Origin of the sequence: Paraburkholderia dipogonis, assembly GCF_042680985.1 — a bacterium.
GTDB classification, from domain to species: Bacteria; Pseudomonadota; Gammaproteobacteria; order Burkholderiales; family Burkholderiaceae; genus Paraburkholderia; species Paraburkholderia phytofirmans.
This window is the reverse complement of sequence record NZ_JBHUFR010000033.1, coordinates 118,895-132,434: the sequence shown is the minus strand read 5'-3', so window position 1 is coordinate 132,434 and position 13,540 is coordinate 118,895. Positions and strand designations below refer to the sequence as shown.

Annotated in this window: 14 protein-coding genes; 13 read left to right on the top strand and 1 reads right to left on the bottom strand. The window is 57.8% G+C overall.

The features are described from left to right. The first annotated feature begins 4 nt into the window (after nt 1-4). The 11 genes from ACFSNN_RS35285 to ACFSNN_RS35235 all read left to right on the top strand — a co-directional run bounded on the left by ACFSNN_RS35285 (nt 5) and on the right by ACFSNN_RS35235 (nt 10,976). The gene (locus ACFSNN_RS35285) at nt 5-649 is read left to right on the top strand and encodes an NAD(P)-dependent oxidoreductase (protein ID WP_134465725.1); all 645 of its coding nucleotides are present in this window, start codon (nt 5-7) and stop codon (nt 647-649) included. Between the two features lie 388 nt (nt 650-1,037). Next, nucleotides 1,038-2,228, top strand: a complete 1,191-nt coding sequence (locus tag ACFSNN_RS35280) for an FAD-dependent oxidoreductase (protein WP_134465724.1) — start codon at nt 1,038-1,040, stop codon at nt 2,226-2,228. Between the two features lie 13 nt (nt 2,229-2,241). Beyond that, nucleotides 2,242-2,940 (top strand): alpha/beta fold hydrolase, encoded by a 699-nt coding sequence (locus tag ACFSNN_RS35275; RefSeq protein WP_134465723.1) that lies wholly within the window; start codon nt 2,242-2,244, stop codon nt 2,938-2,940. A 71-nt stretch (nt 2,941-3,011) separates the two neighbouring features. Next, nucleotides 3,012-3,851 carry an intradiol ring-cleavage dioxygenase gene (locus ACFSNN_RS35270; protein WP_134465722.1) on the top strand — a complete coding sequence of 280 codons (840 nt, stop codon included), beginning with the start codon at nt 3,012-3,014 and terminating at the stop codon, nt 3,849-3,851. Between the two features lie 6 nt (nt 3,852-3,857). Next, on the top strand, nt 3,858-4,931 hold the full coding sequence (locus ACFSNN_RS35265) for a maleylacetate reductase (RefSeq protein WP_134465721.1): 1,074 nt from the start codon (nt 3,858-3,860) through the stop codon (nt 4,929-4,931). A 256-nt stretch (nt 4,932-5,187) separates the two neighbouring features. After that, nucleotides 5,188-6,057 carry an HTD2 family dehydratase gene (locus ACFSNN_RS35260; RefSeq protein ID WP_134465720.1) on the top strand — a complete coding sequence of 290 codons (870 nt, stop codon included), beginning with the start codon at nt 5,188-5,190 and terminating at the stop codon, nt 6,055-6,057. A 15-nt stretch (nt 6,058-6,072) separates the two neighbouring features. After that, nucleotides 6,073-7,227, top strand: coding sequence for a CaiB/BaiF CoA transferase family protein (locus ACFSNN_RS35255; RefSeq protein ID WP_134465719.1), 1,155 nt, complete (start codon nt 6,073-6,075; stop codon nt 7,225-7,227). A gap of 23 nt (nt 7,228-7,250) precedes the next feature. Next, entirely contained in the window at nt 7,251-8,639 is a 1,389-nt protein-coding gene (locus tag ACFSNN_RS35250; protein WP_134465718.1) for an MmgE/PrpD family protein, read from the top strand. Nucleotides 8,640-8,782: 143 nt separating this feature from the next. After that, nucleotides 8,783-10,015 carry a 3-(3-hydroxy-phenyl)propionate transporter MhpT gene (mhpT, locus tag ACFSNN_RS35245; protein WP_134465717.1) on the top strand — a complete coding sequence of 411 codons (1,233 nt, stop codon included), beginning with the start codon at nt 8,783-8,785 and terminating at the stop codon, nt 10,013-10,015. A gap of 92 nt (nt 10,016-10,107) precedes the next feature. Continuing rightward, nucleotides 10,108-10,437: a porin gene (locus tag ACFSNN_RS35240; protein ID WP_134465716.1), complete on the top strand. Its 330-nt coding sequence runs from the start codon at nt 10,108-10,110 to the stop codon at nt 10,435-10,437. Continuing rightward, nucleotides 10,437-10,976 carry a porin gene (locus ACFSNN_RS35235; protein WP_134465715.1) on the top strand — a complete coding sequence of 180 codons (540 nt, stop codon included), beginning with the start codon at nt 10,437-10,439 and terminating at the stop codon, nt 10,974-10,976. Before ACFSNN_RS35240 ends, ACFSNN_RS35235 begins: the two co-directional genes overlap by 1 nt. Nucleotides 10,977-11,089: 113 nt before the next feature. Here ACFSNN_RS35235 and ACFSNN_RS35230 read toward each other — a convergent pair whose 3' ends face one another. Then, nucleotides 11,090-11,764 carry an FCD domain-containing protein gene (locus ACFSNN_RS35230; RefSeq protein WP_134465714.1) on the bottom strand — a complete coding sequence of 225 codons (675 nt, stop codon included), beginning with the start codon at nt 11,762-11,764 and terminating at the stop codon, nt 11,090-11,092. A gap of 297 nt (nt 11,765-12,061) precedes the next feature. Between ACFSNN_RS35230 and ACFSNN_RS35225 the strand changes: the two genes are divergently transcribed. Beyond that, the gene (locus ACFSNN_RS35225) at nt 12,062-12,940 is read left to right on the top strand and encodes an alpha/beta fold hydrolase (RefSeq protein WP_377689207.1); all 879 of its coding nucleotides are present in this window, start codon (nt 12,062-12,064) and stop codon (nt 12,938-12,940) included. A 43-nt stretch (nt 12,941-12,983) separates the two neighbouring features. Then, on the top strand, nt 12,984-13,472 hold the full coding sequence (locus tag ACFSNN_RS35220) for a hypothetical protein (RefSeq protein WP_166799423.1): 489 nt from the start codon (nt 12,984-12,986) through the stop codon (nt 13,470-13,472). Nucleotides 13,473-13,540: the final 68 nt, after the last annotated feature.

Below are 13,540 nucleotides of genomic sequence, written 5' to 3'. Positions count from 1 at the left end.
CACCATGTCGAATCAGAAGATTGCCATTCTCGGCGGTACTGGTTATTCCGGCAGCAACATTGCTCACGAGGCCACGCGGCGCGGGTATACCGTCACCGCTGTTGCGCGGACTGCGCCAAAAGACGCGCTCGCGGGCGTAACCTATGTGCAGGGCAGCATCGCTGACGAAGCGCTGTTGAACAAGCTCGCCGCTGACCACGACGTCCTGGTGGTTGCTATCCGCGCTATTGATGGTGTGCTACATGCTAGTCTTCCTGCGTTGACCAGGGCGGCAATCGCCGGGAAGGCGCGTGTTGGTCACGTCAGTGGCGCAAGCAGCTCGTTGGTCGCCAAGGGTGGCACGCGTCTTCTCGACACCCCTGAGTTTCCCGTCGCGTACAAGGTCGAAGCGAGCACTTGTGCCGATGTACTCGATTGGTTTCGCAGCAAATCTCCCGCCGAGCTCGACTGGTTCTCGGTGACTCCGCCGGCTGGTTATACGCCGACCAACCCTGGCCAAGGGCTCGGTCGTTACCGTAGAGGCGGCGATCAGCTCGTGACTGACGGGCACGGTCTGTCGTACATTTCGGGTGCCGACCTCGCGCTGGCCTTCGTCGACGAGATCGCAACGCCCACACTACATCGTGCACGCGTCACGATCGGTTACTGACGCGTCAGTGCAATTCGAATCCCATCGCTTTAAGTGTCTCCGTCAAGCGATCACGGCCATGCAAGGCGCTGCATTGCATTACCGCTGGAGTGATCGCTGCTAACAACCCGACTAATGAAGGTCTTTCGTTCCTTGAAATAACGTGAGGACTTGGTCGAAAGCGGCGATATCGTTTGCTTTTGCCTGGGAATTGTATTGTTCGCGATGCAGTACGACTGATTGCGGCAGTTGCGGTTTGATTTTTGACACGTCGTCTTCAACTGAGCAATGTGATCAAAGAAAGCATTCATTCGGGCGTGGGAAGTCTGTTTTGTGCCGGCTGAATTTTTCTAAAACTCCGGTTTTTGCATAATAGGCCATCGTTCAACGAACTTGAGGAAGGAAAGTCATGGCTAATGCAGAGACCATTGCGATTGTCGGCGCAGGCCCGGTCGGGTTGATTACTGCTCTTGGGCTGGCGAAGTCCAGCATCTCCGTCACCGTATTGGAGCGGGCGAATAGCATCGTTCCTTCACCGCGCGCCATCGTGTATCACTGGGCGTGCCTCGAGGGGTTGAACGAACTCGGTTTGCTTGACGATGCGCTTGAGGCCGGTTTTTCAAAGCAAGATTACAGCTACATCGAGTTCAAAACCGGCGAGCGCATCGATTTCAGTCTGGATGTGCTGGACGACCGCACGAAGTTTCCCTACAACCTTCACCTCGGCCAAGACGCACTGGCCGAAATCGCGCTGAAGAAGCTCGAGACCTATCCGAATGTGAGGATTCGGTGGGGCGTCAAGGTCACGGGTATTCAGCAGGATGACACCGGTGTCTCGATCGAGGCAGAAGGGCCGGACGGCAAGCTGGAACTGCGCGCTGGCTGGCTGGTGGGTGCCGATGGTGCTGGCAGTACCGTGCGGACGCAACTGGGTCTGGAGTTCGAGGGGATTACCTGGCCCAAGCGCTTCGTCGCTGCCAATATCCATCTCAATTTTTCCCAGTACGGTTTTGCCAGAACTACCTTTCTAGTCGACTCCACCTATGGCTCGATCATCGTCAAGCTGGATAGGAACGATCTGTGGCGGGTGACTTTCAGTGAAGACCTTGAGCTTCCGGAAGAGGGCATCCCGGAACGTCTTGAGCAGTTCCTGAATGTCATCATCCCGAACGTGAAGGACTATAAGGTCGACGCCTACGCGCCGTACCGCATGCATCAGCGCGCGGCGACGAAATTTCGTGTCGGTCGCGTTCTGCTTGCAGGCGATGCGGCGCATGCGACAAATCCCTGCGGTGGCTTGGGCTTGGTGGGTGGCCTGTTCGATGTCTATGCACTGTACGGCCCTCTGGCTGCAGTGGCGCAGGGCCGTGCGACGGATGAAGTGCTCGACAAGTATGCCGAGGATCGCCGCCGCATCTTCACGCAAATCGTTTCGCCAGCCGCTTCAGAGATCAAGCGTGTGATCTTCGATACTACGGATACAACGCAGCGGGCTACGGATATGGACAATCTCCGCAAGTTGGCAACTGATAAGGCCACGCTGGTCGAGCGCTTGATGTTGACGACGCGTATGAATTCGGCGTCTACATCGAGCAAATAATGGAGAGCTTATTTTGAGTAAACTTCCAGTCATTTTTGTTCCCGGGATGGTGTCTGACAGCCGCTTGTGGCAACCGGTTATTGACCGGCTCTCTGACATCGTCAAGCCGACGATTGCCCGTTGTAGCGGCAACTCGGTCGCCGCATTCGCGGACGAAATCCTGGTTGATGTACCGGACCGGTTCGCGATCGCTGGCATTTCGATGGGCGGGTATGTAGCCCTTGAGGTCGCTCGACGTGGCGACCCGCGTATGGCTGGTCTCGCCTTGGTGAACACCAGCGCGCGCCCAGCAGCACCTCAGCAGGTGGAGCGTTCCAGTGGTCTCATGGAAGAGGCTAAGTCGGGCCAATTCGAGCAGGTGGTCGACAAACTTGCGGGCACTGTGGCCGGTGGTAAGGCGGAGATTGCGTCCCTTGCGGCTGCGATGGCGCGTGACTTGGGGTGCGGCGGATATCTCCGGCACCAAAAAGCAGTGCTCGAACGCCGCGATCAGCGTGACGCGCTACCAGAAATCGCTGTGCCGACGCTAGTGATTGCTGGGGACGATGATCGTATCTGTACGCCGAGCATGGCCAACGAGATCGTACGATTAGTGCCGCGGGCGGAGCTGGACATTTTTCCGTGCGGGCATCTTTCAACTGTCGAGGTTCCCGACATGGTGGCGGAAAGTCTGCGGGACTGGGTCTCCAGGCGAATCGTGGTTGGGGCTTGAGCGAACTCAACCGACGGTGTAGCTCATCGGCATAAACCGCCCTGATTTTTTGACCGGCAAAGAGGACAACCATGCGCAATTTGGATCAAAACACGATTACCGAAGCCGTGCTCGCGCGACACGTCAACACACTGAATCCTCGCCTCAAGCAGATCATGACTAGCCTGGTCAAGCATCTGCATGATTTCGCACGGGACGTGGAACTCACTGAGGGCGAGTGGTTCCAGGGCGTCGAATTTCTGACCCGCTGCGGCCATATCACGGATGACAAGCGCCAAGAATTCGTCTTGCTGTCGGATGTGTTGGGACTGTCGATGCTGACAGTAGCTATGAACAACGACAAGCCCAACGGCTGTACCGAGGCGACTGTCTTTGGTCCTTTCCACGTCGAAGGTGCGCCGCATTACGAACTGGGCGCAGACATCTCCAATGGCGCGCGTGGCATCCCTTGCCTGGTTCGCGGTACCGTACGCGGTGTTAATGGCGAGCCCGTGGCAAATGCGATGCTGGACGTCTGGCAGTCCGACGAGGATGGCCTCTATGACGTGCAGCATGCGGATATCGATCACGCTCAGGGGCGAGGCATTCTGCATACAGACAATGAAGGTCGGTACTGGTTCAAGTCCATCTTGGCCGTGCCCTATGCGATTCCGCATGATGGCCCGGTCGGCAAGATGCTCGACGCGACTGGCCGACACCCGTGGCGGCCCGCGCATCTCCATTTCATGATCAAGGCGTCTGGCTATGAGACGCTGACTACGCACGTGTTCCGAAGCGACGACCAGTATCTGGACTCGGACGCGGTGTTCGGGGTGCGCGAGTCGCTGATTGCAGCGTGGAAGCCGCAGTCCGACGGCAGCTATCTGGTGGGGTATGACTTCGTACTCAACCCGGCACCAGTCAAGGAGTAAGCGGGGATGCAAGATTTCATCTTCAACGGGCAGCCATCGCGTGTGGTTTTCGGTGCAGGCGCTCTGCGTCACCTGGAGGAAGAGCTCGAGCTGCTTGGCGCACAACGAGCTCTGGTGTTGTCCACCCCCGAACAACAGGCTCAGGCCGAGCAGGTGGCCGACCGGCTGGGTGCCCGGGCTGCAGGGGTCTTCCCCCGCGCGGTGATGCACGTGCCCATCGAGACCGCCCGCGAGGCGAGGGAGGAGGCGCGACGTCTGGGGGCGGATTGCGCGATCGCGATTGGCGGTGGCTCCGCCACCGGGCTGGGCAAGGCAATCGCGATGGAGTCGGGCCTACCGATTCTGGCGATCCCAACGACTTATGCAGGCAGTGAGATGACGCCGATATACGGCATCACTGAGGCAGGCCTGAAGAAGACCGGGCGCGACCCCCGCGTGCTGCCGCGTACAGTGATCTATGACCCGGAACTGACCTTAGGCTTGCCGGTGGCGCTGAGTGTCACTAGCGGCATGAACGCCATCGCGCATGCAGCCGAGGGGCTGTACGCAAAGGATGGCAATCCGGTGATGGCATTGATGGCCGAGGAGGGTATTCGCGCTCTGGCGAAAGCTATCCCGGCGATCCGTGCCGACGGACGCGACGTGGAAGCGCGTGGTGATGCTCTATACGGGGCATGGCTATGCGGTTCGGTGTTGGGCAATGTAGGTATGGCGCTGCACCACAAGTTGTGCCATACGCTGGGCGGCAGCTTCAACCTGCCGCACGCCGAGGTACATGCGGTGGTGTTGCCCCAGGCGATCGCCTTCAATGGAGCAGCGGTGCCCGAGGCCGTGGCGCGCATCGCCCGAGCGCTTGGTGCCTCGAACGCGGCACAGGGCCTGTTTGATCTGGCACTGAACAACGGTGCACCCGTAGCTCTGCGTGACATCGGGATGGTAGAGGCCGACTTGGACCACGCTACCGATATCGCGGTGAGCAACCCGTACTGGAACCCGCGAGTGGTTGGCGGGGCACAACGGGATGAAATCCGCGGTTTGTTGCAGAACGCTTTCGAAGGCGTACGGCCTAATGCTGGATGATCATGTACGTGATATTTGGTCGCTGACCTACTGACGAAAACTGTGTGCGCGTAGTATTAGTTTTGAATTGAAGTTATAAAGAATTTGCCGGATCAGGTTTTCGCGGCATTGCTATATCTGCCTTAGGTCTCGTGAAAAGTAAATAGGGATGCTACTTAAGTTTTACCATGAGATCAGAGGCTAAATAAGTCCGGATAACCTTCCTTTAAATAGGGTAATGGCTATTCGATTTCGTTTTGTGAGGCCGTAGAAGTAAATGAGCGATACAAATTCCCAATTTCCGCACCTCCGAGAATGGATTGGCCAGAGTGAGACGGTGGTTGACGAGATCACGCGGGCACCGGTCCGGGCGATGAATGCGACGCTGGATTACCCGGAGCAGGAAATCCCGGTCGGGACGCCACTTCCGCCGTTGTGGCACTGGCTCTACTTTTTGCCGGCGCACCGCCAGAGCGACCTTGGTCCGGATGGTCATGCCCGCCGAGGCGGATTCCTGCCGCCGGTACCGCTGCAGCGCCGTATGTGGGCCGGTAGCCAGTTCGAATTTCATGCGCCGCTGCAAGTTGGTGACTCGGTCCGGCGCGTCTCGACCATCGATGACGTCACCGTCAAGGAAGGACGTACGGGCATCTTGGTGTTCGTGAAGGTACGCCACGACATCTTCCGCGAGGGTTATGCGGAATCTGCCATCACCGAATTCCATGACCTCGTTTATCGCGACGTGAAGCGTCCCGGCGACGTCGAGCCGGCTCCGACTGCGGCACGCACCGATGCGCCGTGGCAGCGCATCGTCGAGCCAGACGACGTACTCCTGTTTCGTTACTCGGCTCTGACGTTCAATGGGCATCGCATTCACTATGACCGTGATTACGCGACCAAAGAGGAAGGTTACCCCGGCTTGGTGGTTCACGGGCCGCTGATTTCCACGTTGCTAATTGATCTGGTGCGCCGGCAGGCGCCGGACCGGGAAATCGCCAGCTTCAAGTTCAAGGCGGTGCGCCCCACGTTCGACGGTAAGCCGTTCAGCCTGAATGGTGCACTGTCCGAGGACGGACGCACGGTTGAACTGTGGGCTGCGGATCACGAAGGTTGGCTGACCATGCAGGCCACTGCCACCTTGATTTAAGCGACGGAGTTTCTAATGTCATTGCCACTGGACGGCATCACAGTCGTATCCCTCGAACACGCCATCGCGGCGCCTTTCTGCACACGTCAGCTCGCAGACATGGGCGCACGTGTTATCAAAGTGGAGCGCCCTGGCACGGGCGACTTCGCCCGCGCCTATGACAAGCGAGTGCGTGGCGAGGCCTCGCACTTCATATGGACCAACCGTGGCAAAGAAAGTCTGGCGCTAGACCTCAAGAATCCGGAGGATCTGGCGGCATTGAGCGCCTTGATTGCCCGCGCCGACGTGTTGGTGCAGAATCTGGCGCCAGGTGCCACCGCCCGTATGGGACTCGATTACGCTTCGTTGCACGCGGTGCATCCAGACCTGATCGTGTGCGACATATCCGGCTACGGCGACGACGGCCCGTACCGCGATAAGAAAGCCTACGACCTGTTGATCCAGAGTGAGGCCGGCTTTCTCTCGATCACCGGCACGCCCGAAACGCCTAGCAAGGCGGGCAACTCGATCGCCGATATCTGCGCTGGCGTGTACGCCTATAGCAACATCCTCAACGCTCTGCTGTTGCGTAACAGGACTGGCGAGGGTGCGCACATTGATCTGTCGATGTTGGAAGCGCTGACCGAGTGGATGGGCTATCCGATGTATTACGCGTTCGACGGTGCCTCGCCGCCGGTGCGTGCAGGTGCTTCACATGCCACGATTTACCCCTATGGCCCGTTTCCGACCGGTGACGGCAGCACGGTGATGTTGGGTCTGCAGAACGAGCGCGAATGGAGCGTCTTCTGCGCGCAAGTCCTTGAAGATGAGGCGCTGGCCCGGGATGAGCGTTTTGACAGTAATTCTCTACGCAGCGCCAATCGTCAGGCGCTGGATAACCACATCCTCGGCAAATTCAAGACGTTGACTCGTGCCGAGGTGCTAGAGCGCCTGGAAAAGGCAGGCATCGCCAATGCGGCGGTGAACGACATGGCAGGTTTGTGGAGTCACCCGCAGCTGCAAGCCCGTGACCGCTGGCGCACGGTACGCAGCCCAGCTGGAGACGTTCCCGCATTGCTTCCGCCAGGCCGGAGCAATCTTTGGGAGGCCCGCATGGGTGCGGTGCCGAGACTGGGCGAGCATACCGAAGCAATCCTTCGGGAAATCGCCGGTAGCTCAGCATCCGCATAACGTTCGACCTGCAGAAAGTCAACATGGCATACGACACCGATACTCTTGGTACCTTGACCGAGCGCTTCGCGGCACTGTGGTCAGACCTGACTTGGACTGATGTCTCCGAAGCAGATATCGCCGGAATCAAGGATCACGTCCTCGATACTCTTGCCTGCGCGCTTACAGGCGCGCGCACGGCGGAAGCTGGCAGTGTTATCCGCGCACTCTCCACAGCTAACGGGCGCGACGCCGGTGTAACCGTCTGGGGCACCTCGGGCCGACTGCCGCTAACGCAGGCCGCGCTCGCGAATGGCACCTCGTCGCATGCCCGCGATTTCGACGACGGTGGCGGAGCAGGGCATGCCGGGGCGACTGTGATTCCGGCTGCGCTGGCGATGGCAGAATCGACGGGCGCCTCTGGACAGGATTTCCTGCTCGCCACAATCGCAGGGTATGACGTCGGATATCGCTCGCTACTGGCCGTGGGCGGGTTCGCGGTGCACACGGGCAGGGGATGGCACTCGTCTGGCACGATGGGCAGTCTCGGTGCCGCGGCTGCCTCGGCCAAGGTGCTGGGGCTGGACGCCGGGAAGTTTGCCGACGCGCTGGGTATCGCGGGCTCGTTTACCGGAGGCGTGTGGGCATTCATCGACGACGGCGCGATGACAAAGCGTATTCACCCTGGAAAGGCGTGCGAGACCGGCGTAAATGCAGCGCTGCTTGCTCAAGGCGGCATTACCGGCCCGCATCGGATTTTCGAGTCCGAGTTCGGTGGGCTTTTCACCACCTATAACGGCGGCGTGGGGTTCCGTGAAAAAGCGCTGGAGGGTCTCGGCGCAAACCTCAACGTCGCTTCGTCGTACCTCAAGCCTTACGCCTGTTGTCGTGGATGTCATTCCACGATCGACACGGTGCTCTCGCTCGTGCGCGACCGCGGCTTGCGGGCAGACAACGTAAAGCACATCGATATCACAGCTGGGCAGACCGCCTACGACATGGTCAATGTCTCTCCGATCGAAACTGTCTTCGATGCACAGTTCAGCTTGCCATATTCGATGAGTGTGGCATTGGTCAGTGGCGAAGCCGGTCTCGACCAGTTTGAACCGCCGAGGCTCAATGACCCAGTGGTGCGGAACGTATTCGACCGAATCAGCTTTACTGTGGACGAGTCTATCGGTCTGGAAGACGGTCCCCAACTGCGCATCGAACTTACTGATGGTACAACAATTGCCGTTCCTGCCGGGAACCCAACGCTTGCCAAGGGATCCGCGCTGCAGCCGATGACGCACTCGGAAGTGGTGGTGAAAGTGCATGCCTTGATCGATCCGATCAATCCCGCCGTGGCTGACGCGCTCATCGCCGCTGTAGATGGGCTGGATAAGGCTCCGGACATTGCCGCTCTGATTGAAGCACTGACGACCGAGGAATAACTACAGATACATGGGCCTCAGGCGCAGATTGGGGCTATAAGCCATTTTGAGTAAACGAGACGCGCAATCGGGAGTTGCAGGAATCCGGTAGATCTGTTTCATACGAAGCGAGATTAGTATAACTAAATAATGGAGACTTTAGGATGGAAAGTGGTGCATCTAACTTGAGAGCCGGAGCCGATACCGGTCAGCGTTCTAATGGGCTTGCAATCCTGGTTCTATGTGTCTTGATAGCGGTATGCGAAGGCGGCGACGTTCAAGCCATTGGTGTAACTGCCGCGCAAATCGAACGAGCCTTCCACTTGTCCCCTTCGCAGATGGGCATCATTTTCAGTGCCAGTGTGTTCGGCATGTTGCCTGGCTCGCTCATTGGTGGGCGGCTGGCTGACATCTTCGGCCGCAGGCAGGTCTTGCTGTTTTCCATGGCCATCTTCGGATTGTTTTCGCTCGCAACGACCCAGATTTGGGACTATTCGAGTCTTGTTGTGATTCGCTTCTTGACAGGAGTCGGATTGGGCGGGGCGATGCCGAATTTGATTGTGTTGTCCTGCGAGTCCGTTTCCGCTGAGCGACGGGGTACTGCAGTCAGTGCCATGTATGCCGGAAATCCTATCGGCGGCGCTCTCATTGCGTTTGTTGCGTCACTGAACGGTGGCATTGATGCATGGCACAACGTTTTCTATGTTGGCGGGATTTTACCGATCGTGCTTATTCCCTTGGTTCTGGCGTTCGTTCCGGCGCGAAATGGGCAGAGTGCCACTCATGGTGCTGAATCTTGTCGTACCTCCATTTCAGAGGCGCTTTTTGGCGAAGGTCGCGGGCTCACTACGGTTTCGGTGTGGATGAGCATCACTTGCACGATGATCGTCTTTTACTTCATGGTCAATTGGATGCCTACGCTGATCATGGGGCGTGGTCTTTCGCACGCGCAGGCCTCTATGACGCAAGTGTGCTTCAACTTGGGCGGCGCAGTGGGGACGTTTGCAGTGGGTGTGGTGCTGGATGCATTTTCGAAGCGGAAGGTCGTCATCGCTGTTTTTTCGCTCATTTTCGCTGGACTGATCGGGCTGGCCAATTCGTACAGCATGGTGTGGCTGTTGGTGTTCATCACTTTGCTGGGTGTCACATCAATCGGTGCGCAGTCGGTTATTTACGCGATCGCGGCACCGCGCTATCCATTTTCCGGCCGAGGCACTGGCATTGGTGCAGCGGTTGGTGCGGCACGGGTCGGCGGGGTAGCTGGGCCGGCCGCTGCAGGTCAATTGCTCGCCCTCGGAAAGAGTGCAGCGATGGTCATCGGTGCAAGTGTTCCCGTTGCAGTCGTAGCAGCAGCGGCAATTCTGATTGCATATCGTCGACCGGAAGAGCGCGAGTGAGCGTGCGCGCAAAGGAGCTAAAGTCGGAAGTGGTGTACGGGGGATCTGAGCCGGGGAATTGAAGGCGGTGGAGGTTTCAGCTGAGAGTCTGATTGTCGAAGTCGGAAACCAGCAAACAACAAACCATCCACCATGAGCAAGGATACGGAAAAAGCAGTCGTCGGTCTATCGGGCGCCGGCCTCTATCTAAAACAAGCATGGAGACTATAAAGATGGCAATCCGCAATTTTCCTCTCAACGCTGGTGTGGTGGCAGCAGCGCTGTGCGCGGCCGGTGCCGCGCAGGCGCAAAGCAGCGTGACGTTGTACGGCATCGCCGATGCCGGTTTGATGTACCTGAGCCGTACGACGCCCGGTGCGAATGGTACTGGGCGTCAGTTCTCGGTGACGAACTCCGGTTATTCGCCTTCGAGTTTGGTTTGATGGGCACGGAAGACTTGGGTGGAGGTCTGAAGGCGAGCTTCAAGCTCGAAAGCGGTATCGACCTGTCGAACGGCGGATTCGACAACCCCGGCGGTGGCCATGGTCTCTTCAACCGGATTGCGACCGTCGCCCTGTCGAGCGACAGATTCCTTGAAGTGACGGCGGGTCTCCAGATTTCGCTGTTCTTCGAAACGATTTTTGACCTCGACCCGCGCAGCGCGGCCCAGATGGGCAGTATTCTCGTTCCGGTCGTGGACAATTCGATGATCGCGGGCCTATTCATGCCCAATTCCGTCATGTACAAGTCACCCAGCCTCGACGGCTTCCAGGTGTCGGGCCTGTTCGGTCTGGGCGCCGTCCCTGGCGATTTTCAGGAAGGCCGCTCGTGGTCGGTCAGCGGCAAGTACACCAACGGCACGCTGCTCGTCGCCGCGAGCTATATTGACGTCAACAATGCCGGCGACGCGACCCTCGGCGCGCTAAACGCGATTTACCTCGCCAACGTGCGAGCGTGGACGGCAGGTGCTACCTCGATCTGAACGCGGGCGTGTACTACCAGCAGGATCGCAAGAATTCGGGCAGCCACTCGCTCACGGCGGTGAGCCTAAGTAGTCCCAGCCATATCAGGCTTTTGCTCAACTTGTAGTCGCGGTCACGACAGAACCAAACTGCTCGCGAGAACGGTGCTCGTGGTTTCGCGGAAATGCTGGGCGATAAGCTCGCATGCCCCGTCTGCGTCTCTTGCCATGGCCATCTCCATCAAGCGCGTGTGCTCGTCCGTTGCTTCGCGGGTGCGTTCCCGGGTGGTTCGGACCGCGGCCAGGTTGCGATAGCGCTCCGACTTGTCATACAGGAGCCCGCACAGCCGCATCGTCCAATTTGACCGGCATCCCGAAATCAGTGCTTCATGAAACTGGCGGTGTGCCTGCGACCAGACGACATGCTCTTCGGGGGACATGGGTAACCCAATGCGTGACAGACGGTGCAAGCTACTTAAAACGCGCGTCTCCCATTCGACATCACCGCGCTCCATCGCCAAACGAAGGGCCATTTGCTCGAGCTGAATCCGAGTTTCTGTTAGGTCGATCAATTCATCGCGCGAGACAGACGCGACCGTGAAGCCGCGTTGATCTTCCGAGTCAACCAAACCCTCGGTTACTAGCCGCGACAAGGCTTCGCGGATCGCCGTAGCACCTGCGTCATAGCGATCGCTCAGTGCTTGGATGCGCAACCTTTCATCCGGGCGCAGCCGGCCGGACAGAATGTCTTCACGCAGGCGCTCGAATGTGAGTGTGGTCAGGCTTCTAGTCGTGGTGGGAGTAGCCATGGGAATCGTACCAGATCGTTATCTACCCATAGTTTAGCGCCATTAGCGACAAGATTGGGGGTGATCCACATATTCTCAAATTATGGTTAACGTTAGTATAAAATCGATAAACGTGCATTTAATCTATGTTCATCGTCCGCCGGACCGAGGAGTGCACCTCGGTGCATAGGAAACGCAGACTCGCATTGCGGTTGCTGTCATCACCTCCGGTTGCGACGTTCCTCCGTTCGGCGCTGGACAGCATCAGGCGCCAGCGCGGCAACGTAGCCATAATCAACTGACTCAAAGGGTCGAATCATGTCGAATGAAAACTATCAAAGCATCTGGACGCACCTGATGGCAGCATCGTTTCGTCAGGACTATGTTGACGCTGGCGGGGTGAAAACCCGCTACGTCAATGCGGGGCCGAAGGATGCACCGAAGTTGATCATGCTGCACGGGATGGGTGGAAGTTGGGAAAACTGCTTTGCCAACTTCGCCGAGCATGCCAAGTATTTCGATACGTATGCCATTGATATGCTCGGCCACGGCTACACCGACAAGCCCGACCGGTTGATGACGACCGCTGAATACGTGAACCACGTCAAGAACTTCATGGATGCGATGAAAATCGACAAGGCATCCTTTTTGGGTTTGTCCTTGGGTTCATGGGTATCGACGAAAGTTGCCGTGAAACATCCCGAGCGCGTCGAGAAAGTATCGATGTTGTCGGCTTGGGGGCGCCTTGTCGCAAGGCCGGATGTGAATAGCCCGTTCTTCAGAGAAGCCCAGAAGAGCCGCCTGGAAGCAGCGCGTAACCCGACTTGGGAGCGAATGGAAAAGGTTTTTGAAGGCCTGATCGCCAAACACGAACAGCGGTTGCCGGACCTGCTCGGCCTGCGGATGAAAATCTATAGCCAACCCGGTATGGGCAAAACTATGGAGAACATTTTTAATGGTCTCGAATCTTCATGGAGCGACGGTTACATCACCGATGATGAGGCGCGCTCGGTCAAATGCCCCTATCTGATCTATGCGGCTGTTGATCATAAGGACATCTTCCTCGAGTGTTCCTATGAATACGCCAAGCTGATTCCCAAAAATCGACTTGTTGAACTCAAAGGTGCATCGCATTGGCCGCAGTGGGAGGCTCACCAGGAGTTCAACCGCATCAATCTCGAATTTCTGCGCGGCTGACGTAGGCGCGGTCGCGCAAACGAAAGCGAGCTCAAGGATCCAGGTGGCTCTTTCTTTGCTCATCATGGCGACAGTTTCCATGTTTTCAGGAGCGCTGGCGGTGTACCTGGAAGGTCGAGTTTCGATTCGTCTCGTGCTTTTTCTATTGCCAGTTGTCTTTGCTGCAATGGTGTCGCTGATGCTGACGGCGTCCAAGTTGGCAATGTACAGAATTGGAATGACGACGATTCCCGCATCAATGATCTTCATGCAGATATTTGTTTTCGGCGCCTTGTCCAAGCTCGACCGTAGCGGACGGTCCCTGGCTGCGTTCCCTGCCACCATCATGCTTGGTACCGCGTTAGGCCCCGTGATTGGAGGAACCCTGGTGAAATCTTTCGGCTACGGTGCACTTTCCATAGGGGTAGCTGCGGCTACGGTGATTGGGATGTTTGGATTTCTTCGCTTGACAGGTGAGCATGAACGGCCAGGTCGCAAGAAGATCGAACAGCCGCCTGCGTGCGTCGACGTAGCCGACGGCCCGCGCCTGTGAATGCATCAAACTGATTTCCAATATTTGACTCATCGACCTCGCAAGTGCTTTGCTGAATGCAGTAGGAG

Excerpts from the sequence above, each read along its gene's own strand:
- ACFSNN_RS35285 (WP_134465725.1), top strand. The coding sequence starts at position 5 with ATGTCGAATCAGAAGATTGCCATTCTCGGCGGTACTGGTTATTCCGGC.
- ACFSNN_RS35280 (WP_134465724.1), top strand. The coding sequence starts at position 1,038 with ATGGCTAATGCAGAGACCATTGCGATTGTCGGCGCAGGCCCGGTCGGG.
- ACFSNN_RS35270 (WP_134465722.1), top strand. The coding sequence starts at position 3,012 with ATGCGCAATTTGGATCAAAACACGATTACCGAAGCCGTGCTCGCGCGA.
- ACFSNN_RS35265 (WP_134465721.1), top strand. The coding sequence starts at position 3,858 with ATGCAAGATTTCATCTTCAACGGGCAGCCATCGCGTGTGGTTTTCGGT.
- ACFSNN_RS35260 (WP_134465720.1), top strand. The coding sequence starts at position 5,188 with ATGAGCGATACAAATTCCCAATTTCCGCACCTCCGAGAATGGATTGGC.
- ACFSNN_RS35255 (WP_134465719.1), top strand. The coding sequence starts at position 6,073 with ATGTCATTGCCACTGGACGGCATCACAGTCGTATCCCTCGAACACGCC.
- ACFSNN_RS35250 (WP_134465718.1), top strand. The coding sequence starts at position 7,251 with ATGGCATACGACACCGATACTCTTGGTACCTTGACCGAGCGCTTCGCG.
- mhpT (WP_134465717.1), top strand. The coding sequence starts at position 8,783 with ATGGAAAGTGGTGCATCTAACTTGAGAGCCGGAGCCGATACCGGTCAG.
- ACFSNN_RS35235 (WP_134465715.1), top strand. The coding sequence starts at position 10,437 with ATGGGCACGGAAGACTTGGGTGGAGGTCTGAAGGCGAGCTTCAAGCTC.
- ACFSNN_RS35230 (WP_134465714.1), bottom strand. The coding sequence starts at position 11,764 with ATGGCTACTCCCACCACGACTAGAAGCCTGACCACACTCACATTCGAG.
- ACFSNN_RS35225 (WP_377689207.1), top strand. The coding sequence starts at position 12,062 with ATGTCGAATGAAAACTATCAAAGCATCTGGACGCACCTGATGGCAGCA.